Annotated in this window: 17 protein-coding genes, 2 tRNA genes and 1 rRNA gene; 13 read left to right on the top strand and 7 right to left on the bottom strand. The window is 65.3% G+C overall.

Going from position 1 to position 21,724, the window contains the following annotated elements; all coding sequences use genetic code 11:
* Positions 1–237 precede the first annotated feature (237 nt).
* From CUJ89_RS01420 to CUJ89_RS01400, 4 genes are all read right to left on the bottom strand, one after another.
* Positions 238–313 (bottom strand) — tRNA-Ala (locus CUJ89_RS01420).
* A gap of 35 nt (positions 314–348) precedes the next feature.
* Positions 349–425, bottom strand: a tRNA-Ile gene (locus tag CUJ89_RS01415).
* A gap of 62 nt (positions 426–487) precedes the next feature.
* Positions 488–2,020 (bottom strand): 16S ribosomal RNA (locus CUJ89_RS01410).
* Between the two features lie 565 nt (positions 2,021–2,585).
* Positions 2,586–3,851 carry an SGNH/GDSL hydrolase family protein gene (locus tag CUJ89_RS01400; protein WP_114175664.1) on the bottom strand — a complete coding sequence of 422 codons (1,266 nt, stop codon included), beginning with the start codon at positions 3,849–3,851 and terminating at the stop codon, positions 2,586–2,588.
* Between the two features lie 199 nt (positions 3,852–4,050).
* Here CUJ89_RS01400 and paaA point away from each other — a divergent pair, with 199 nt between their 5' ends.
* From paaA to CUJ89_RS01360, 8 genes are all read left to right on the top strand, one after another.
* The gene (gene paaA, locus CUJ89_RS01395; RefSeq protein ID WP_114175663.1) at positions 4,051–5,049 is read left to right on the top strand and encodes a 1,2-phenylacetyl-CoA epoxidase subunit PaaA; all 999 of its coding nucleotides are present in this window, start codon (positions 4,051–4,053) and stop codon (positions 5,047–5,049) included.
* Positions 5,050–5,085: 36 nt separating this feature from the next.
* Positions 5,086–5,370, top strand: a complete 285-nt coding sequence (gene paaB, locus CUJ89_RS01390; RefSeq protein WP_010092957.1) for a 1,2-phenylacetyl-CoA epoxidase subunit PaaB — start codon at positions 5,086–5,088, stop codon at positions 5,368–5,370.
* A 10-nt stretch (positions 5,371–5,380) separates the two neighbouring features.
* Positions 5,381–6,184: a 1,2-phenylacetyl-CoA epoxidase subunit PaaC gene (gene paaC, locus CUJ89_RS01385; RefSeq protein ID WP_114175661.1), complete on the top strand. Its 804-nt coding sequence runs from the start codon at positions 5,381–5,383 to the stop codon at positions 6,182–6,184.
* Between the two features lie 25 nt (positions 6,185–6,209).
* The gene (paaD, locus tag CUJ89_RS01380) at positions 6,210–6,770 is read left to right on the top strand and encodes a 1,2-phenylacetyl-CoA epoxidase subunit PaaD (protein WP_114175660.1); all 561 of its coding nucleotides are present in this window, start codon (positions 6,210–6,212) and stop codon (positions 6,768–6,770) included.
* A 31-nt stretch (positions 6,771–6,801) separates the two neighbouring features.
* Positions 6,802–7,938, top strand: coding sequence for a 1,2-phenylacetyl-CoA epoxidase subunit PaaE (gene paaE, locus CUJ89_RS01375; protein WP_114178453.1), 1,137 nt, complete (start codon positions 6,802–6,804; stop codon positions 7,936–7,938).
* Positions 7,939–8,066: 128 nt separating this feature from the next.
* Positions 8,067–8,882: a DUF1835 domain-containing protein gene (locus CUJ89_RS01370; RefSeq protein ID WP_114175659.1), complete on the top strand. Its 816-nt coding sequence runs from the start codon at positions 8,067–8,069 to the stop codon at positions 8,880–8,882.
* Positions 8,883–8,898: 16 nt separating this feature from the next.
* Positions 8,899–9,504, top strand: coding sequence for a TetR/AcrR family transcriptional regulator (locus tag CUJ89_RS01365; protein ID WP_114175658.1), 606 nt, complete (start codon positions 8,899–8,901; stop codon positions 9,502–9,504).
* Positions 9,505–9,739: 235 nt separating this feature from the next.
* Positions 9,740–10,387 carry a GNAT family N-acetyltransferase gene (locus CUJ89_RS01360; RefSeq protein WP_114175656.1) on the top strand — a complete coding sequence of 216 codons (648 nt, stop codon included), beginning with the start codon at positions 9,740–9,742 and terminating at the stop codon, positions 10,385–10,387.
* Positions 10,388–10,451: 64 nt separating this feature from the next.
* Here the strand turns inward: CUJ89_RS01360 and CUJ89_RS01355 are convergent, their stop codons facing one another.
* Entirely contained in the window at positions 10,452–10,976 is a 525-nt protein-coding gene (locus CUJ89_RS01355) for an Lrp/AsnC family transcriptional regulator (RefSeq protein WP_011350656.1), read from the bottom strand.
* Positions 10,977–11,189: 213 nt separating this feature from the next.
* On the opposite strand from CUJ89_RS01355, the gene hppD reads away from it, so the two are divergent.
* The gene (hppD, locus tag CUJ89_RS01350; protein ID WP_114175655.1) at positions 11,190–12,287 is read left to right on the top strand and encodes a 4-hydroxyphenylpyruvate dioxygenase; all 1,098 of its coding nucleotides are present in this window, start codon (positions 11,190–11,192) and stop codon (positions 12,285–12,287) included.
* A 132-nt stretch (positions 12,288–12,419) separates the two neighbouring features.
* On the opposite strand, the gene CUJ89_RS01345 is transcribed toward hppD, so the two are convergent.
* A complete protein-coding gene (locus CUJ89_RS01345) occupies positions 12,420–12,614 on the bottom strand; it encodes a hypothetical protein (protein ID WP_114175654.1) in 195 nt (64 codons plus the stop codon).
* A gap of 318 nt (positions 12,615–12,932) precedes the next feature.
* Between CUJ89_RS01345 and CUJ89_RS01340 the strand changes: the two genes are divergently transcribed.
* Positions 12,933–16,523, top strand: coding sequence for an indolepyruvate ferredoxin oxidoreductase family protein (locus CUJ89_RS01340; protein ID WP_114175653.1), 3,591 nt, complete (start codon positions 12,933–12,935; stop codon positions 16,521–16,523).
* 138 nt (positions 16,524–16,661) lie between these two features.
* Here CUJ89_RS01340 and CUJ89_RS01335 read toward each other — a convergent pair whose 3' ends face one another.
* The gene (locus tag CUJ89_RS01335) at positions 16,662–18,932 is read right to left on the bottom strand and encodes an NADP-dependent malic enzyme (protein ID WP_114175651.1); all 2,271 of its coding nucleotides are present in this window, start codon (positions 18,930–18,932) and stop codon (positions 16,662–16,664) included.
* Positions 18,933–19,390: 458 nt separating this feature from the next.
* On the opposite strand from CUJ89_RS01335, the gene CUJ89_RS01330 reads away from it, so the two are divergent.
* From CUJ89_RS01330 to CUJ89_RS01320, 3 genes are all read left to right on the top strand, one after another.
* Positions 19,391–20,077 (top strand): orotate phosphoribosyltransferase, encoded by a 687-nt coding sequence (locus CUJ89_RS01330; RefSeq protein WP_011546659.1) that lies wholly within the window; start codon positions 19,391–19,393, stop codon positions 20,075–20,077.
* Positions 20,078–20,317: 240 nt separating this feature from the next.
* Entirely contained in the window at positions 20,318–20,911 is a 594-nt protein-coding gene (locus tag CUJ89_RS01325) for a YbhB/YbcL family Raf kinase inhibitor-like protein (RefSeq protein ID WP_114175650.1), read from the top strand.
* 209 nt (positions 20,912–21,120) lie between these two features.
* The gene (locus CUJ89_RS01320; RefSeq protein WP_114175649.1) at positions 21,121–21,693 is read left to right on the top strand and encodes a flavodoxin family protein; all 573 of its coding nucleotides are present in this window, start codon (positions 21,121–21,123) and stop codon (positions 21,691–21,693) included.
* Positions 21,694–21,724 lie beyond the last annotated feature (31 nt).

Below are 21,724 nucleotides of genomic sequence, written 5' to 3'. Positions count from 1 at the left end.
AACCCGGATAGTTTCCACGTCCATCTCAAGACGCTTCCGCTATCCAAATTACTTACTTCTTCCAGATTGTTAAAGAACGACAGCCGATATGGTGTTACTCATATCGCTCTGACTGGCTCAATCGCCAATGGGGAATACTCGATTCGTTCTCTCGAACCCAATCAAATATTCTCCGTTGGGGCTCCCCTTCGGGAGTGAGATGCTCGTAAGCGCTGAAGCGCTAACGAGCATCGCAATTGGTGGAGGCAGACGGGATCGAACCGACGACCCCCTGCTTGCAAAGCAGGTGCTCTCCCAGCTGAGCTATGCCCCCATGTACAGAGACTTCCTCAGGTGTTTCCAGACAATTGGTGGGTCTGGTTGGATTCGAACCAACGACCCCCGCCTTATCAAGACGGTGCTCTAACCAACTGAGCTACAGACCCCTGAGTCTGTCCTAATTTACAGCCGATAAGCGTGAGCGCTCAACTTCGCGAGATAGCTCTAGAAAGGAGGTGATCCAGCCGCACCTTCCGATACGGCTACCTTGTTACGACTTCACCCCAGTCATGAATCCTACCGTGGTGACCGTCCTCCTTGCGGTTAGACTAGCCACTTCTGGTAAAACCCACTCCCATGGTGTGACGGGCGGTGTGTACAAGACCCGGGAACGTATTCACCGCGGCATGCTGATCCGCGATTACTAGCGATTCCAGCTTCACGCACTCGAGTTGCAGAGTGCGATCCGGACTACGATCGGTTTTCTGGGATTAGCTCCCCCTCGCGGGTTGGCAACCCTCTGTTCCGACCATTGTATGACGTGTGAAGCCCTACCCATAAGGGCCATGAGGACTTGACGTCATCCCCACCTTCCTCCGGTTTGTCACCGGCAGTCTCCTTAGAGTGCTCTTGCGTAGCAACTAAGGACAAGGGTTGCGCTCGTTGCGGGACTTAACCCAACATCTCACGACACGAGCTGACGACAGCCATGCAGCACCTGTGTATCGGTTCTCTTTCGAGCACTCCCACCTCTCAGCGGGATTCCGACCATGTCAAGGGTAGGTAAGGTTTTTCGCGTTGCATCGAATTAATCCACATCATCCACCGCTTGTGCGGGTCCCCGTCAATTCCTTTGAGTTTTAATCTTGCGACCGTACTCCCCAGGCGGTCAACTTCACGCGTTAGCTACGTTACTAAGGAAATGAATCCCCAACAACTAGTTGACATCGTTTAGGGCGTGGACTACCAGGGTATCTAATCCTGTTTGCTCCCCACGCTTTCGTGCATGAGCGTCAGTATTGGCCCAGGGGGCTGCCTTCGCCATCGGTATTCCTCCACATCTCTACGCATTTCACTGCTACACGTGGAATTCTACCCCCCTCTGCCATACTCTAGCTTGCCAGTCACCAATGCAGTTCCCAGGTTGAGCCCGGGGATTTCACATCGGTCTTAACAAACCGCCTGCGCACGCTTTACGCCCAGTAATTCCGATTAACGCTCGCACCCTACGTATTACCGCGGCTGCTGGCACGTAGTTAGCCGGTGCTTATTCTTCCGGTACCGTCATCCCCCCGCCGTATTAGGGCAGAGGTTTTCTTTCCGGACAAAAGTGCTTTACAACCCGAAGGCCTTCTTCACACACGCGGCATTGCTGGATCAGGCTTTCGCCCATTGTCCAAAATTCCCCACTGCTGCCTCCCGTAGGAGTCTGGGCCGTGTCTCAGTCCCAGTGTGGCTGGTCGTCCTCTCAGACCAGCTACTGATCGTCGCCTTGGTAGGCCTTTACCCCACCAACTAGCTAATCAGCCATCGGCCAACCCTATAGCGCGAGGCCCGAAGGTCCCCCGCTTTCATCCCTAGATCGTATGCGGTATTAATCCGGCTTTCGCCGGGCTATCCCCCACTACAGGACATGTTCCGATGTATTACTCACCCGTTCGCCACTCGCCACCAGGTGCAAGCACCCGTGCTGCCGTTCGACTTGCATGTGTAAGGCATGCCGCCAGCGTTCAATCTGAGCCAGGATCAAACTCTTCAGTTTAAACCTGTTACTGTTTTCGGTTCCGTAGAACCGGTCGCTCACTCAAAGCTGACAGGAACATGAATTGCTTCATGAACCTGACTTACTTTAGTGTGAGACTCTTGATACTTTCGCTTTCTGATCCGAAGATCAGCTCGCTTCCATCAAGCGCCCACACTTATCGGCTGTTAATTTTTAAAGAGCATGTCTGCGAGAACCGTTTCGCTTCTCAGCAGCGCTGCGTTTTCAGCAGCAGAGAAGCGAGATTATGAACCGTGTTTCGCAGATCGTCAACAACTTTTTAACTGCTTCGTTGCGACTGCGGGGTCCATCTTCCTGCGCCAGCCGCGTGCCTCAACCGCTGCACACCACCGACTTCGCTTCCCCTCTTCCGCACTGCGTTTCCGTTAGCGCGAAAGAGGCGTGATTCTATGCAGCACGCGCCAATCGCGCAAGCCCCTTTGTGAAATTAATTCGAAAAAGCCTCCGTGCGCTGACGCGCACGGAGGCTTTGGGCGTGACGGGCCGGGTATCGCCGTCGGCCTCCTGGCCGCCGGCAGCGCTTCGCCCTATATATAAGAGGGTGTCACTTGCCGCCCACGGCAGCTTGCAGTTGCTCGACCGGCACCGCGTCGGCCATCGCCGTGTAGCCGGCGTCGCTCGGATGGATACCGTCGCCGCTGTCGTATCGGCGTTGCAGCACGCTCGGGCGCGCCGGATCGCGCAGCACCGCATCGAAGTCGACCACACCGTCGAACCCGCCGCCGCTCCGGATCCACCGATTCACCTCCAGCCGGATCGACTCGCGTCCGGCCGGCAATCCGGCCGGAGTAAGCGTCGCGCCGAAGACCTTCACGCCCTGACGGTGCGCCGCCTCGATCAGCCGGCGATAACCATCGATCAGCGACACAGCCGTGACCTGCGTATGCGGGTGGTCGCAATCGAGCCCCACGCGCGGCGGCATCGCCGCGAAGTTGATGTCGTTGATCCCGATCAGCACGACCGCCGCCTTCACGCCCGCGCGCGACAGCGCATCGCGCTCGAACCGCGACGCCAGCGACGTGCCGTAGCACGCGGAATCGCTGAGCAGCCGGTTCCCGCTGATGCCGAGATTCACGACGCCGACCGAATCTGCGCCCGACGCCGTCAGCCGACGCGCCAGCGCGTCCGGCCAGCGACGGTTCAGGTTCAGGCTCGAGCGCAGGCCGTCGGTAATCGAATCGCCGATCGCGGCTACGCTGGCTCGCGCGGAACCGGCCTCGACGGCCAGCTCGGTCACCCATGCATATTGGGTAAAACGAGTGCGGAACGTAGCGGCGCCCGGATCGCTCACGTGATCGCCCGGCGCAGAGACGTAGTTGAACTGGTTCGACACGCGGTGCCAGACCATCATCCGCTGGTTCGGCCCCATCTGGAGGCTGATTGCATACGGCCGCCCGGCCGTCACGTCGATCGCCACCGGATCGCTTTCGAGTTCCTGGCCCGGCGCGAGCGTCACCGACGCCTTGCCGCCAAACCGGACCGCCGCGGCCGCGCCGCCGGCGAGCGCAGCGCCGTCTCCGGCGCGCGCGAGGCTCGCAGCTTCTACGACCAGCGGCGCACGACCGTATGCATTGCTGACGCGAATCCGCGCGGCCCGCCCCGACACCGTCGGATAGACGATCTGGCGCACGGTCCGCCCGGCCACGTCCGGTGCGCGATAGAGCGGCGGCGGTGCGGCAAGGTCCGGAATCGGCTGCAGCGCGGTCGCCCACGCGGCAACCCATCCGGCCGGCGCGGCCGAGGCCGCAAGCGGCGACACGAAAACGGCCGCACCCAGCACGGCCGCGGCGAAACTGCTTCGGAATGACATCGGCAAAATCCTCATCGGAAAGCGGGCATTGTGCCGCAGAAGATGCCGGGCCCACGCGCCGAACCGCTCTCGCGCCGCCCGATCGCGCCCCGACGTCCCTCGTTTACCCGAGTCTCGCCGCAAATCCGCAAGAAATTTATTAACCGACCGGTCGGTTGGTTTATACTTCGCACACACTCAACCGGACGAGAGCCTCGCCATGTACACGCAATCCCTCGACATCCCCGGCAACGTCGCGCCGCTCGACGCCGCAGCCGAGTCGCCCGAGCAGGCGCGGTTCGATGCGGTCATGGCCGCGGACAGCAAGATCGAACCGCAGGACTGGATGCCCGACGCCTATCGCAAGACGCTGGTTCGCCAGATCTCGCAGCACGCGCATTCGGAAGTCGTCGGCATGCTGCCCGAAGGAAACTGGATCTCGCGCGCGCCGAGCCTGAAGCGCAAGGCGATCCTGCTCGCGAAAGTCCAGGACGAGGCCGGCCACGGCCTCTATCTTTATAGCGCGGCCGAAACGCTCGGCGTGTCGCGCGATTCGCTGATCGACGCGTTGCATGCAGGCAAGGCGAAATACTCGAGCATCTTCAACTACCCGACGCCGACCTGGGCCGACGTCGGCGTGATCGGCTGGCTCGTCGACGGCGCCGCGATCATGAACCAGATCCCGCTGTGTCGCTGCACGTACGGCCCGTACGCGCGCGCGATGATCCGCGTGTGCAAGGAAGAGTCGTTTCACCAGCGCCAGGGTTTCGACGCGCTGCTGTCGATGATGAAGGGTTCCGGCGCGCAGCGCGCGATGGTCCAGCAGGCCGTGAATCGCTGGTGGTGGCCGGTGCTGATGATGTTCGGCCCGAGCGACGCCGATTCGGTCCACAGCAGCCAGTCCGCGAAATGGGGCATCAAACGGATCTCGAACGACGACCTGCGGCAGAAGTTCGTCGACGCGACGGTCGACCAGGCGAAGATACTCGGCGTGACGCTACCCGACCCCGACCTGAAGTGGAACGACACGCGCGGCCACCACGACTACGGCACGATCGACTGGGATGAATTCTGGCGCGTGGTCAACGGCGACGGCCCGTGCAACAAGGAACGCCTCGCGACCCGCGTGAAGGCGCACGAGGACGGCGCATGGGTGCGCGAAGCCGCCCTCGCGCACGAAGCGAAGCGCCGCGCCCGCGCCGAACAGCACGCCGCCTGAGCGGCAACCATCGAATTCAGGAATCAGGAGAAAGTGATGAACAAGGAATGGCCGATCTGGGAAGTGTTCGTGCGCAGCAAGCAGGGCCTCGACCACAAGCATTGCGGCAGCCTGCACGCCGCCGACGCGTCGATGGCGCTGCGCATGGCACGCGACGTCTACACGCGCCGCCAGGAAGGCGTGAGCATCTGGGTGGTGCCGTCGTCGGCGATCACCGCATCGGATCCGAACGAGAAGGCCGAACTGTTCGAGCCGGCGGGCGACAAGATCTACCGTCACCCGACGTTCTACACGCTGCCCGACGAAGTCAACCACATGTAACGCCCGCGCCATGACGATCACGCCCGAACACCTCTCCTACGTTCTGCGCCTCGCGGACAACGCGCTGATCCTCGGTCAGCGCAACGCCGAATGGTGCGGCCACGGCCCGATCCTCGAGGAAGACATCGCGCTCACCAACATGAGCCTCGACCTCATCGGCCAGGCGCGCATGCTGTATACGCATGCGGCCGAACTCGAACGCCAGCTCACCGGCGCGACGAAGACCGAGAACGATTACGCGTACTTCCGTACCGAGCGCGAGTTCGCGAACTTCATGCTCGTGGAACTGCCGCACTACGGCCCGCTCGCGGGCACCGCGCACGCCGACAAGGACTACGCGGTGACGATCGTGCGCAACTTCCTCTACGCGGCACTGATGCTGCACGTGTGGAGCGCGCTGGAATCGTCGACCGACACGCAGCTCGCGGCGATCGCCGCGAAATCGGTGAAGGAAGTCCGTTATCACGTGCAGCACGCGCGCGAATGGCTCGTGCGCCTGGGCGACGGCACCGACGAATCGCACCGCCGCGCGCAGGCCGCACTCGACTACCTGATCCCGTACACGCGCGAATTCTTCGCGGCCGACGCGATCGACGACGCAATCGCCGCACCGGGCATCGGTCCGGCACCGGCTGCGATCGAAGCCGCCTGGCGCGCGGACGTCGACGACGCGCTCGCCGAAGCGACACTCGTGCTGCCGGCACCCGTGCAGCACGTCACGACCGGCAAGCAGGGCGAGCACTCGGAGCACATGGGCTACCTGCTCGCGGAAATGCAGAGCCTCGCGCGCCAGCACCCCGGCGCGACCTGGTAACCGGCCGACGCCACGGAGCCCGACGATGTCCTTCCAGACCGCCGCCGCCAACACCGCGCCCGCCGCGCGCCGCGACGATCCGTTGCTCGCCCGCGCATGGGACGTGCTCGAAGCCGTGCCCGACCCCGAGATCCCGGTCGTGTCGATCCGCGAGCTCGGCATCCTGCGCGACGTCCGCCGCGCGGACGACGGCCTGCTCGAAGTCGTGATCACGCCGACCTACTCGGGCTGCCCGGCGATGTCGCAGATCGCCGAGGACATCGCGGCCGCGATGCAGGCCGCCGGCCTGCCGCCGCACCGGGTCGAGACGGTGCTCGCGCCCGCGTGGACGACCGACTGGATCACGCAGGAAGCGCGCGACAAGCTGCGCGCTTACGGCATCGCACCGCCCGTCGGCCAGTGCGGCAGCGCCGCTCCGCGGGAGAACGTCGTGCGTTTCGTGCCGCGCCCGGTCGCGGCGCCCGCGTGCCCGCGCTGCGGCTCCGCCCGCACCGAACGCCTCGCGCAATTCGCGTCCACGGCCTGCAAGGCGCTGTATCGCTGCGTCGACTGCCGCGAACCCTTCGACTACTTCAAACCTTACTGAGATGAAACAGCCCCCACGCTCTCTTCGTTCGCTGCGCCCCGAGGGGGCAGACGCCCCCCTTCGGGCGGCCCGGCGGGGGTCGTCGACCCCGCAATTTCATCCGCTGCGTATCCGCGACGTGCGGCCCGAGACCGCCGACGCCGTCACCGTCTCCTTCGACGTGCCGCCCGAGCTGCGCGACGCGTACCGCTTCACGCAAGGCCAGTTCGTCACGCTGAAGACCCACATCGACGGCGAGGAGACGCGCCGCTCGTATTCGATCTGCGTCGGCACGACGGACTACGACCGTGACGGCGAGTTGCGCATCGGCATCAAGCGTGTGCGCGGCGGCCGCTTCTCGAACTTCGCATTCGATTCGCTGAAGCCGGGCCACACGATCGACGTGATGACGCCGGACGGCCGCTTCTTCACGCACCTGAACGCCGACCACGGCAAGCAGTACGTCGCGTTTTCCGGTGGCTCCGGGATCACACCCGTGCTCGCGATCGTGAAGACGACGCTCGAACTCGAGCCGCGCAGCACGTTCACGCTGATCTACGGCAACCGCAGCGTCGACGCGATCATGTTCGCGGAGGAGCTCGAGGACCTGAAGAACCGCTACATGAACCGCTTCGTCCTCTATCACGTGCTATCGGACGACCAGCAGGACGTCGAACTGTTCAACGGCGTGCTCGACCAGGCGAAATGCACGGAATTCCTCGGCACGCTGACGCCGGCCGACGCGATCGACGAGGCGTTCATCTGCGGCCCCGCGCCGATGATGGACGCGGCCGAGGCGGCCCTGAAGGCGGCCGGCGTGCCGCAGGCGAAGGTGCATGTCGAGCGCTTCGGCACGCCGCTGCCGCAGGCCGGCGCCCCGGTCGTCGAAATCACCGAACAGACGCCGGCCGCCGACTTGGAAATCGTGCTCGACGGCAAGAAGCGCAAGCTGCGCCTGCCGTACGAAGGCGTGAGCCTGCTCGATGTCGGCCTGCGCGCGGGCCTCGCGCTGCCGTACGCGTGCAAGGGCGGCGTATGCTGCACATGCCGCGCGAAGGTGATCGAGGGCGAAGTGCGGATGGAGAAGAACTACACGCTCGAGGAGCACGAAGTGAAGGACGGTTTCGTGCTCACATGCCAGTGCCACCCGGTCAGCGACAAGGTCGTCGTGAGCTACGACGAACGTTGAGCGGCGTCGCGTCGCGGCGCCGGACGGTTTCTCGCCGTCACACATCTCGCTTACACTAGGGGCCGCCGGCCGGCTGGACATCGCAACGTCCGCCCGGCCGGCGGTTTTCTTTTGTTGACGACAGGCCGATGAGTACCATTCATGTGATTCAGGGCGGCACCGCCGCCGCGTCGCTGCGCGAGGCTCTCGCGCAAGCCGGACGCGACGAGCGCGTCGTCGGATTGCTCGACGATCTCGGCGTCGGGCCGCTCAAGGGCGCCGACGAGACGCCCGACACGCGCGCCGCCTTCTGGCACCGCGTGCTCGGCGACCAGATTCCCGACTGGAACCAGGAAATCGAAGATGAATTCGCGCGCCTCGACCAGCTCGCGCTGGAGTCGGGCCAGGTGGTCGTGTGGCACGCGCCGAGCGTCGGCGACAAGCTGCTGCTGCGCCGCGTCGCCTATCACCTGCGCAACGTCCCGCAGCGCCTGAACGAAGTGCGGCTGTCGGCCGCCGACCTCGACACGGCCCAGCGCGCGTCGCTGTCGCGCACCGACCAGGCGTGCACGACCGGGATGTTCTCGCCTGCGGAACTGGCGCGGAAACGGCCGGTGGCCGCGCCGATCTCGGTGCTGCGCATCGGCCGCCTCGCGCTCGAATGGCAGGAGGCGAAGCACCTGAACGCCGAACTTCGCTACTGGGTCAGCAACACGATCAAGAGCGGCCACTACGCCGATCTCGACGCGCTGATCGTCTCGCGCGTGGAAACCGACTGGCTGCCCGCACGGCGCCTCGTCGGCAGCATCATGGCCGACGCCGACCGCGGCGGACTGTTCGTCAGCGACTCGATCGCCTGGTGGCGCTGCCGCGAACTCGCGGCAGCCGGCCGGCTCGAGCTGCAGGACGACACGCCTGCCGCCCTCTCTTCCACGCAGGTACGCGCGGCCGCCGCGCACCACTAATCTTCCGCATTCGACCATGGCCCGTACCCGAGCGCCCGACCACGAATCCCAGCGCGAGCAGATCCTCGATCTGGCCGCCGAGAAATTCGCGCAGACGAGCTACCCGAGCACCTCGATGTCCGATCTCGCGACCGCGAGCGGCACGTCGAAGGCACGCCTCTATCACTATTACGAGAGCAAGGAAGCGATCCTGTTCGACCTGCTCGACCGCTACACGAAGCGGCTGATGCTGATCATCGCCGAGGTCGAAGCCGCGAGCCAGCGGCGCGGCCTCAGCGAGCGCGACGCGTTCGCCGAGCTCGTGCGCGCGTTCCTCGCCGAGTACGAGACGTCGCACAGCCGCCACGTCGCGTTGCTCAACGACGTGAAGTATCTCGAGGACGCGCAGCGGGAAATCGTGCTCGACCGCCAGCGCGACGTCGTCGCGGCGTTCGCGCGGCAGCTCGCACGCGCCTACCCGGACCGCATCTCGAAGGAAAACCAGACATCCGTGACGATGATGGTGTTCGGGATGATCAACTGGACGTTCACGTGGCTGAAGCCGGGCGGCCGCCTCGGCTACCGCGACTTCGCCGAACAGGTGATCGACCTGATCGAACGCGGGCTGACGCCGGCGGCCTGATTGCCGCACAGCAGCAAGCGTTGCGCGACGGGCACACTGCGACAGCCCGCCGCGCGCTTCATATGATGAATTTTTAATCCGTTAAAAATCAAATAGATAGCAATTTAATTAAGCGGATTTAGAATTCCCCCTCCAGCTCAAACATCGTTAAATTCGGGTTTTCCCCTATCCGGAGCGGGTAAAATGCTGTTGCGTTGCACAACCCGCTGTATGGGCACACACTGAGGAACCCACGATGAACACGCAATTCAACGGCACGGCCGATGTCGTCGGCACCGCCGGTAATGCGCCGGTTCTCGTCAGGGAACTGGCTTCCAAAGACCGTGAGCAGATGCTCACTCACTTTCTCTCGCTCGACGAAGAGGACCGCCTGCTGCGCTTCGGCCAGATGGTGCCCGACCACGTGATCGAGAACTATGTCCGCACGATCGACTTCGGTCGCGACACCGTGTTCGGCGTGTTCGACCACGGCCTCGAGCTGATCGGCGTCGGCCACCTGGCCTACCTGCCGGCCGAGGGCGACAAGCGCACGGCCGAATTCGGCGTGTCGGTGCTCGAAAGCGCACGCGGCCGCGGCGTCGGCTCGAAACTGTTCGAGCGTGCGGCGATCCGCAGCCGCAACACGCGCGTGACGATGCTGTACATGCACTGCCTGTCGCGCAACGCGACGATGATGCACATCGCGAAGAAGTCCGGGATGCGGATCGAGTACGCGTACGGCGAAGCCGATGCGTACCTGTCGCTGCCGCCGGCCGACCACTCGACGATCATCGCCGAGATGCTGCAGGAGCAGGCCGCGGTGTTCGACTACGCGCTCAAGCGCCAGACGCACCGCACGTCGAAGTTCATCGAATCGCTGATGCCCGCCGCACTGACGGCGTAACGTCGGCCAACCGGGCCGCGCCTGCGGCGCGCCCGGCCCCTCCCTTCCCTGCCGGGCGCGTTTGCTAGCGCACCGACCGAATCGGCAACGCCGTCGTCTCCTTGAAGCATTCGAGCGAAAAGCTCGTCTTCACGTCGATGACCGACGGGTGATGCAGCAAATGCTCCTGCACGAAGCGGGAGAAATGCGCCATGTCCTCGACCTGCACGCGCAGCAGGTAATCCATGTCTCCCGTCATCGCGTGACACGCGACCACTTCCGGCCACGTCTGCACGGCCGCGCGAAACAGCTCCGCATGGGTCGCGCCCGCGCGCGCCGACGTCTCATCGGCCCGGACCGGCGCCAGGCCGCCGCGCTTTTCGAGCCGCACGCTGACGTACGCGAGCAGGTCGAGCCCGAGCTTCTGCGGGTTCAGCAGCGCGACGTAACCGGTGATCACGCCGATCTCCTCGAGCCGCCGGATCCGCCGCAGGCACGGGCTCGGCGACAGGTTCACGCGCTCGGCGATCTCCTGGTTCGACAGGCGCCCGTTCTCCTGAAGAATCGCGAGAATCCGCCGGTCGATGGCATCCAATTCGGCTTGCGCCATCTTCTGCCCTCCAATGGTTATTTAGAGACTGGAAATTGCGCCATCGTAGGCACGGACGACTAAGTTCGCAAGCTTCCGCTCGCGGCCGCCCGCTACACTCTGTCGCACGTACCGATTCGTTGCGCACGCCGACGCGTGCGCCGCCTTCGACATCGAACCGGGCCGGACATGCGCACATCGCCCCGGCCGATCGCCAAGCACAGGAGACACGACATGCAGATCCCCAACTGGGACAACCCCGTCGGCACCGACGGCTTCGAATTCATCGAATACACGGCACCGGACCCGAAAGCGCTCGGACAACTGTTCGAGCGGATGGGTTTCACCGCGATCGCACGCCACCGCCACAAGGACGTGACGGTGTACCGCCAGGGCGACATCAACTTCATCATCAACGCCGAACCCGATTCGTTCGCGCAACGCTTCGCGCGCCTGCACGGCCCGTCGATCTGCGCGATCGCGTTCCGCGTGGAGGACGCCGCGAAGGCATACAAGCACGCGCTGGAACTTGGCGCATGGGGCTTCGACAACAAGACCGGCCCGATGGAACTGAACATCCCGGCGATCAAGGGCATCGGCGATTCGCTGATCTACTTCGTCGACCGCTGGCGCGGCAAGAACGGCGCGCAGCCGGGCGCGATCGGCGACATCAGCATCTACGACGTCGACTTCGAGCCGATCGCCGGCGCGAATCCGAACCCGGCCGGCCACGGCCTCACCTACATCGACCACCTGACGCACAACGTGCATCGCGGCCGCATGCAGGAATGGGCCGAGTTCTACGAGCGCCTGTTCAACTTCCGCGAAGTGCGCTACTTCGACATCGAAGGCAAGGTGACGGGCGTGAAGTCGAAGGCGATGACGTCGCCGTGCGGCAAGATCCGCATCCCGATCAACGAGGAAGGCTCGGACACCGCCGGCCAGATCCAGGAATACCTCGACGCGTATCACGGCGAAGGCATCCAGCACATCGCGCTCGGCACGAGCGACATTTACGGCGCGGTCGACGGCCTGCGCAGCAAGGAAGTGAAGCTGCTCGACACGATCGACACGTATTACGAGCTGGTCGACCGCCGCGTGCCGGACCACGGCGAATCGCTGGACGAACTGAAGAAGCGCAAGATCCTGATCGACGGCGCGCGCGACGACCTGCTGCTGCAGATCTTCACCGAAAACCAGATCGGGCCGATCTTCTTCGAGATCATCCAGCGCAAGGGCAACCAGGGCTTCGGCGAAGGCAACTTCAAGGCGCTGTTCGAATCGATCGAGCTCGACCAGATCCGCCGCGGCGTCGTGCAGGACAAGGCCTGACGCATCCGGCACGCCGCTGCCCGGGGCAACCCGGCCGGCCGCACGATCAGGCGGTACAAAGAAAAAGGGCGGGAATCCGAGGATTCCCGCCCTTTTTGCATTCCGGCGCGGCCTGCGGGCCGCGCGACCGGATCAACGCGCGTTCGCCTTCGACTCGACGGCGCGCTCCGCCGACGGCTGCGCGACGGCGTCTTGTGCCGGCACGATCTGACGCATCTGCGCGCCGGCTGCCGCCAGTGCGCTCGCGCCTTGCGCGCGCACCGGGCCGGTCATCGCGAAAAACGCGGCGGACACGATCAGGAAACTCTGGATATGACGTGTGTTCATTGCACCTCCTGTAAAACTGCCGGCGCCTCCCCGATTGCGTCGAAACCAACCAACGCGGCCGGGCACCTCCGGCAGGCCGACAAGATTAACGGCATTTGCCCGTAGATGGGGCCGGCTTTACATGCCTTTACATGATGTAACGCATCATACGGCCCTGTTTTCCTGATGCGCCGCCGCATTCCGGCCGGTGGGTGGCGGGTTTGCCCCAGTGCTACCATCGCTTAAAACCGGCCAATATGCCGGCCACTGCCGACGCGTTCACAAGACGCCGGAGCAGTCGAGTTTTGGTGATCCCAAACTGGGTGGAGGAGACTGTTAATGAATGCCCCGCTAGACGCAGACCAACGCGCATCCCTGGAAGCCGCGCTGAAGTCCGTCACGCTTGATGACAAATACACACTGGAACGCGGTCGCGCGTACATGAGCGGCATTCAGGCCCTCGTGCGCCTGCCGATGCTCCAGCAGGAACGCGACCGTGCCGCCGGCCTCAATACGGCCGGCTTCATCTCCGGCTATCGCGGTTCGCCGCTCGGCGGCCTCGATCTTTCGCTCTGGAAGGCCAAGCAGCACCTGGCGGCCCACCAGATCGTATTCCAGCCCGGCCTCAACGAAGATCTCGCCGCCACCGCCGTGTGGGGCTCGCAGCAGGTGAACCTGTACCCCGGCGCGAAGCACGACGGCGTGTTCGGCATGTGGTACGGCAAAGGCCCGGGCGTCGACCGCACCGGCGATGTATTCAAGCACGCGAACTCGGCCGGCTCGTCGCAGCACGGCGGCGTGCTGGTTCTCGCCGGCGACGACCACGCGGCGAAATCGTCTACGCTCGCGCACCAGTCCGAGCACATCTTCAAGGCCTGCGGGCTGCCCGTGCTGTTCCCGTCCAACGTGCAGGAATATCTCGATTTCGGCCTGCACGGCTGGGCGATGAGCCGCTATTCGGGCCTGTGGGTCGCGCTCAAGTGCGTGACGGACGTCGTCGAATCGTCGGCGTCGGTCGACATCGACCCGCATCGCACCGAGATCGTGCTGCCGACCGACTTCATCGTGCCGGACGGCGGCCTGAACATCCGCTGGCCCGATCCGCCGCTCGTGCAGGAAGCGCGGCTGCTCGACTACAAGTGGTACGCGGCGCTCGCCTATGTGCGCGCGAACAAGCTCGACCGGATCGAGATCGACTCGCCGAGCGCGCGCTTCGGGATCATGACCGGCGGCAAGGCGTACCTCGACGTGCGCCAGGCGCTGACCGACCTCGGTCTCGACGACGAAACCTGCGCGCGGATCGGCATCCGACTCTACAAGGTCGGCTGCGTGTGGCCGCTCGAAGCGCAGGGCGCGCAGGCGTTCGCGCGCGGCCTCGACGAAATCCTCGTCGTCGAGGAAAAGCGCCAGATCCTCGAATACGCGATCAAGGAAGAGCTGTACAACTGGCCCGACGGGCAACGGCCGCGCGTGTTCGGCAAGTTCGACGAGAAGGACGGCGCCGGCGGCGAATGGTCGGTGCCGATGGGCAACTGGCTGCTGCCCGCGCACTACGAACTGTCGCCCGCGATCATCGCGAAGGCGATCGCGACGCGCCTCGAGAAGTTCGAGCTACCGTCCGACGTGCGCGCGCGCATCGCCGCGCGACTCGCCGTGATCAACGCGAAGGAAATGGCGCTCGCGAAGCCGCACGTGCAGACCGAGCGCAAGCCGTGGTTCTGCTCGGGCTGCCCGCACAACACGTCGACCAACGTACCGGAAGGCTCGCGCGCGATCGCCGGCATCGGCTGCCACTACATGACCGTGTGGATGGATCGCAGCACGAGCACCTTCAGCCAGATGGGCGGCGAAGGCGTGCCGTGGATCGGCCAGGCGCCGTTCACGGACGAGAAGCACGTATTCGCGAACCTCGGCGACGGCACCTATTTCCACTCGGGCCTGCTGGCGGTGCGCGCGGCGATTTCGTCGAAGGCGAACATCACCTACAAGATCCTCTACAACGACGCGGTCGCGATGACGGGCGGCCAGCCGGTCGACGGCGTGCTGACGGTGCCGCAGATCACGCACCAGCTCGCGTCCGAAGGCGCGAGGAAGATCGTGATCGTCACCGACGAGCCGGAGAAGTACGACGACAAGAAGGCACTGCTCGCGCCGGACGTGACGATCCATCACCGCGACCAGCTCGACGACGTGCAGCGCGAGCTGCGCGAGATCGCCGGCACGACGATCCTGATCTACGACCAGACCTGCGCGACCGAGAAGCGCCGCCGCCGCAAGCGCGGCACGTATCCGGACCCGGCGAAGCGCGTCGTGATCAACGACGCGGTGTGCGAAGGCTGCGGCGACTGCTCGGTGCAGTCGAACTGCCTGTCGGTCGAGCCGCTGGAAACCGAATTCGGCACGAAGCGCCAGATCAACCAGTCGAGCTGCAACAAGGACTTCTCGTGCGTGAAGGGCTTCTGCCCGAGCTTCGTCACGGTCGAGGGCGGCCAGCTGAAAAAGCCGAAGGCGGTTTCGGTCGATGGCAACGCACTGCCGCCGATCCCGGAGCCGACGCTGCCGGACATCGACCGCGCGTACGGCGTACTGGTCACGGGCGTCGGCGGCACGGGCGTCGTCACGATCGGCGCGCTGCTCGGGATGGCCGCGCACCTCGAGAACAAGGGTGTGACCGTGCTCGACGTCACGGGCCTCGCGCAGAAGGGCGGCGCCGTGATGAGCCATGTGCAGATCTCGCACGCGCCGACCGACATCCACGCGACCCGGATCGCGATGGGCGAAGCCGACCTCGTGATCGGCTGCGACGCGATCGTCACGGCCGGCGACGAATGCACGTCGCGGATGCGGCACGACACGACGCGCGTGGTCGTCAACAGCGCGCAGACGCCGACCGCCGAGTTCATCAAGAATCCGAACTGGGCGTTCCCCGGCGTGTCCGCCGAGAACGACATCCGCGCGGCGGCGGGCGAAGCCGTCGACTTCATCGACGCGAACCGCTTCGCGGTCGCGCTGCTCGGCGACGCGATCTACACGAACCCGTTCGTGCTCGGCTACGCGTGGCAGAAGGGCTGGCTGCCGCTCACGCTCGCGTCGCTCGAACGCGCGATCGAACTGAACGCCGTGTCGGTCGAGAAGAACCGCGCGGCATTCGACTGGGGCCGCCGCGCCGCGCACGACCTTGCCAGCGTGAAGCAGGCCGCGGCCGGCGATGCACGCCCCGCGCAAGGCGCCACGGTGATCGCGCTGCACACGAAGAAGGCGGTCGACGCACTGATCGCGAAGCGCGTGGAATTCCTCACCGCGTACCAGAACGCCGCGTACGCATCGCGCTATGCGGCGTTCGTCGACCAGGTGCGTGCCGCCGAGCGCGCGCTGGCGGACGGCGACACGATGCAGGAGCAGCTGACCGAAGCGGTCGCGCGCAACCTGTTCAAGCTGATGGCGTACAAGGACGAATACGAGGTCGCGCGGCTGCAGTCCGATCCCGCGTTCCTCGCACGCCTGTCCGCGCAGTTCGAAGGCGACTGGAAACTGAAATTCCACCTCGCGCCGCCGCTGTTCGCGAAGACGGACGCGCATGGCCATCTCGTGAAGAAGGCGTACGGTCCGTGGATGATGTCGGCGTTCCGGCTGCTCGCGAAGGCGAAGTTCCTGCGCGGCACGGGGCTCGACCCGTTCGGTCGCACCGAGGAGCGCCGCACCGAACGCGCGCTGATCGGCGAGTACGAGGCGCTGATCGGCGAAGTGACGGCCAAGCTGAATGCGGCCAACCGCCCGCTCGCCCTCGAGCTCGCGGGGCTGCCGGACGGCATTCGCGGCTACGGCCACGTGAAGGACAACAACCTGCGCGCGGTACGCCAGAAGTGGGACACGCTGCTCACGAAATGGCGTTCGCCGACAGGCGGCCAGTCGCAACAGCAGGTCGCGTAACGGCGCGCGGCGGGCGTTCGCGGTCCGGACGCCCGCCCGCACCGCTTGCGGTTCACGATAAAAAAAACGCCACGGAACGCAGCTCCGTGGCGTTTTTCATTGCGCCGCGCCTGAAGCGCGGCACACGCGGGCGCGAACTTACTTCGTGTTCACGTTCGCGGCGGCAACGGCCGTCATGTTGATGATCCGGCGCACGGTCGCGGCCGGCGTCAGGATGTGGGCCGGCTTCGCGACGCCAAGCAGGAACGGGCCGACCGTCACGCCTTCGCCGCCGACCATCTTCAGCAGGTTGTACGCGATGTTCGCGGCTTCGACGTTCGGCATGATCAGCAGGTTGGCTTCGCCCGACAGCGTCGTGCCCGGGAAGGCCTGCTTGCGGATCAGCTCCGACAGTGCCGCGTCGCCATGCATTTCGCCGTCGACTTCCAGGTTCGGCGCACGTTCGACGATCAGCTTGCGGGCCTCGGCCATCCGGCGCGACGACGCCGACGGCGCGCTGCCGAAGTTTGAGTTCGACAGCAGCGCGGCCTTCGGCGCGATGCCGAAGCGCTCGATTTCGGCCGCGGCCTGGATCGTCATGTCGGCGAGTTGTTCGGCGCTCGGCAGTTCGTTCACGTACGTGTCGCACACGAACAGGTTGCGGCCCGGCAGCATCAGCAGGTTCATCGCGGCGAAGTGCTCGGCGCCCTTCGCGCGGCCCAGCACCTGCTCGATGAACTTCAGGTGGCTGTGGAACGTGTCGATCATCCCGCAGATCATCCCGTCCGCGTCGCCCAGGTGCACGAGCATCGCGCCGATCAGCGTGTTGAACTTGCGCATCGCGGCCTTCGCGACTTCCGGCGTCACGCCGTCGCGCGCGGCGATCTCGTGGTACGCCTGCCAGTAGCGGTGGTAGCGCGTGTCGTCTTCCGGATTGACGATTTCGAAATCGACGCCGGCCTTCAGCTTCGAGCCAATCTTCTGCAGGCGCATCTCGATGACCGACGGACGGCCGACGATGATCGGCTGCGCGATCTTTTCCTGCAGCACGAACTGCGCGGCGCGCAGCACGCGCTCGTCCTCGCCCTCGGCGAACACGATGCGGGCCTGCTTCTTCTTCGCGGTCGCGAACACCGGGCGCATCACCATGCCGGTGCGGTAGACGGTCGCGCCGAGTTGCTCGCGGTACGCGTCCATGTCCTGGATCGGGCGCGTTGCGACGCCCGAATCCATCGCGGCCTGCGCGACGGCCGGCGCGATCTTGATGATCAGGCGCGGGTCGAACGGCTTCGGAATCAGGTAGTCCGGCCCGAATTCGAGCGAGTGGCCTTCATATGCCTTCGCGACTTCCTCGCTCTGGTCGGTTTCCTCGGCCAGCTCGGCGATCGCGCGCACGCACGCGAGCTTCATTTCTTCCGTGATCGTCGTCGCGCCGACGTCGAGCGCGCCGCGGAAGATGAACGGGAAGCACAGCACGTTGTTGACCTGGTTCGGGTAGTCCGAACGGCCGGTCGCGACGATCGCGTCCGGGCGCACGGCCTTCGCGTCTTCCGGGCGGATTTCCGGTTCCGGGTTCGCGAGCGCCAGGATCAGCGGGCGGTCGCCCATCGTCTTGACCATGTCCTGCTTCAGCACGCCCGCGCTCGAGCAGCCGAGGAACACGTCGGCGCCGACGATCGCATCGGCGAGCGTGCGCGCGTCGGTGGTCGCCGCATAGCGCTGCTTCGACGGATCGAGATTGCCGCGCCCTTCGTAGATCACGCCCTTCGAATCGGCGACGAGGATGTTCGACTTCGTCAGGCCGAGGTTCACCAGCAGGTCCAGACACGCGATGGCCGCGGCGCCGGCGCCCGAGCACACGAGCTTCACTTCGGCGAGCTTCTTGCCGACGACCTTCAGGCCGTTCAGGATCGCGGCCGACGCGATGATCGCGGTACCGTGCTGGTCATCGTGGAAAACGGGGATCTTCATGCGCTCGCGCAGCTTCTGCTCGATGTAGAAGCATTCCGGCGCCTTGATGTCCTCGAGGTTGATGCCGCCGAGCGTCGGCTCGAGCATCGCGATCGCGTCGACGAGCTTGTCCGGGTCGGACTCCGACAGTTCGATGTCGAACACGTCGATGCCCGCGAATTTCTTGAAGAGGCAGCCCTTGCCTTCCATCACCGGCTTCGCGGCGAGCGGGCCGATGTTGCCGAGACCGAGCACGGCCGTGCCGTTCGTGATGACGCCGACCAGGTTGCCGCGCGACGTGTACTTCTGCGCGTCGAGCGGATCGGCGTGGATCGCCTCGCACGCAGCGGCGACACCCGGCGAATACGCGAGCGACAGATCGAGCTGGTTCGACAGCGGCTTGGTGGGGGTGACCGAAATCTTGCCGGGTTTCGGGTTCAGGTGATAAGCGAGAGCGGCCTGCTTCAGTTGTTCGTCCATGATTGACCTGCGAGAGACATGCGAAATTTTGACGGTTCAGTACACCGCACCTTGAGCCGCGTCTGCTTGAATCGAGGGGATGGTCGACTGCGAGACGGCACGCGACGCGCCGGATCGGCACGCCATCGAACCTTGGCGGGTGGCAAGAGGAAAGTACAAAGTACTGAACGATTTCTAAGGGTCGCCTAGTGTACACCCCGCGCATGACACGCGTTGGTGCAGCGCCGCATCCCCGGCATCGGCACGCGAGCGGTCCGTCCCCGCTTGTTTCGCCGGTGGTGAGCGGCGTGGCGAACCTGCGCGAATTCCGCCGAAAACCACCCTGAATCGGGTAAAATCGCGGGCTACGCGCGCAGCGATGCGATCGGTCCTCCGATTGCGCCCCGACCTCCGGCCGGGTTCCCGTGCTGCGCCACCGGGCCCGCGCCCGCTCCTCGCTCATCACCCAAGGAATGCCCATGACAGGCTACGATCGTCAGTCGATCTCGGATACGACCGCCAAAATTCTGCTCGAAGTGCAGGCGGTGCACTTCAACGCCGAGAAACCGTTCATCTTCACGTCCGGCTGGGCAAGCCCCGTCTATATCGACTGCCGCAAGCTGATCTCGTATCCGCGCGTGCGCCGCGCGCTGATGGAAATGGCGGAAACGACGATCACGCGCGACATCGGCTTCGAGCAGATCGACGCGGTGGCGGGCGGCGAGACGGCCGGCATCCCGTTCGCGGCATGGATCGCGGACCGGATGATGGTGCCGATGCAGTACGTGCGCAAGAAGCCGAAGGGTTTCGGCCGCAACGCGCAGATCGAGGGCCATCTGGAAGAAGGCTCGCGCGTGCTGCTCGTGGAAGACCTGACGACCGACAGCCGCAGCAAGATCAACTTCGTCAACGCGCTGCGTACCGCGGGCGCGACGGTGAACCACTGCTTCGTGCTGTTCCACTACGACATCTTCAAGGAAAGCGTGTCGGTCCTGAAGGACATCGACGTCGACCTGCACGCGCTCGCGACCTGGTGGGACGTGCTGCGCGTCGCGAAGGCGTCGGGCTACTTCGAGACGAAGACGCTCGACGAAGTCGAGAAGTTCCTGCACGCGCCGGCCGAATGGTCGGCTGCGCATGGCGGCGCGACGGCCCCCAAGGAATGACGCCGCGCCGGCACGCAGGCCGGCGCCCTGGCTGAAAAAGCCGCCCGCTTCGTCGCGGGCGGCTTTTTTTCGTCCATCGACCCGCGCAAGAACCGGTCGCAATCGCGGGTTGCGGTGTGCATCGCTCATCGAACCCTAATGCTAGACTTGATCCATCGCCGCCATCAGCTGCGCGGGCGACACGCAACGCCAACAACGCCGGGAGCATCGGCTCGGCCCACGTGACGGGAGAAGCGCCATATGCGTGTGGATCGCCGGATCACTCCGCCTGCGCCATCGGGTCGCCCGTCTCCATTCATCGCCGCTCTCCTCTACGCTGCCGTCTTCGCGGCGCTGCCCGCGCATGCGGAAGGCCCGTTCACCGTGTCGAGCGACGACCTGACGCCCGGCGGGCGCGTCCACGCCGCGAACGTGTTCGACCGCGGCGACTGCAAGGGCGCAAACCGCTCGCCGCAGCTCACCTGGCACAACCCGCCGCCCGGCACGCGCGGCTACGCGGTCACGATCTTCGATCCCGACGCGCCCGGGCACGGCTGGTGGCACTGGGCCGTGGCGGGCATCCCGGCCACGGTCACGAGCCTGCCCGCCGACGCGAGCGCGTCCGGCTTCCTGCGGCGCATCGGCGCGAGCGAGGCGCGCAACGACTTCGGGATCGACGGCTACGGCGGCCCGTGCCCGCCGCCCGGCAAGCCGCACCGCTACGTGATCACCGTCTACGCGCTGAAGGGCACCGACCTGCGCGTCGCGCAGGGCCGCCCCGCACCGATGTTCGACCACGAGATCGGCACGCTGGCGATCGGCAACGCGCAACTTACGGTCAACTACGGGCAGTAACAGGCGCCGCGCGCCGCCACGCCGCGATTGCCTGCCAGCGCGAATTTCCGTGCCCCGCACGCGCGCGTTTTCCCGTCATTTCGGCTTGCTAGACTCTTCGTCACGCGTCGCCGGCGCCCCGCCGCGCATCCATCGCACCGCCCGCCGGCGACGCGTGACGCGGCAGGCCGCTGCGGCCGCCGTTCCCGCCCCTTTCCGGAGAACGCTTCATGTCGAACATCGTCATCGTCTATCACAGCGGCTACGGTCACACGCAGAAACTGGCCGAGGCCGTGCATGCGGGCGCGCAGGACGCCGGCGCGACCGTGCGCCTGCTCGCCGTTGGCGACCTCGACGACGCGGGCTGGGCCGCGCTCGATGCGGCCGACGCGATCGTCTTCGGCGCGCCGACCTACATGGGCGGCCCGTCGGCGCAGTTCAAGCAGTTCGCCGACGCGACGTCGAAAGCGTGGTTCACGCAGAAATGGAAGGACAAGATCGCCGCGGGCTTCACGAATTCCGCATCGATGAACGGCGACAAGTTCTCGACGATTCAATATTTCGTCACGTTGTCGATGCAGCATGGGATGGTATGGGTCGGCACCGGGCTGATGCCGGCCAACTCGAAGGCGGCCGCCCGCAACGACATCAACTTCGTCGGCGGCTCCACGGGCCTGCTCGCGCAGTCGCCGGCGGATGCGACGCCCGACGAGGGCCCGCTGCCGGGCGACCTCGAAACCGCAAAAGCGTTCGGCCGGCGCGTCGCCGAGGCAACGGCCCGCTGGACCGCCGGCGGCCGCTGAGCGCGCCCCGACGCCCGCGCGCTCGTGTCGG

It is taken from the genome of Burkholderia pyrrocinia (assembly GCF_003330765.1).
GTDB classification, from domain to species: Bacteria; Pseudomonadota; Gammaproteobacteria; order Burkholderiales; family Burkholderiaceae; genus Burkholderia; species Burkholderia pyrrocinia_B.
This window is presented reverse-complemented; position numbering and strand designations above follow the sequence as displayed.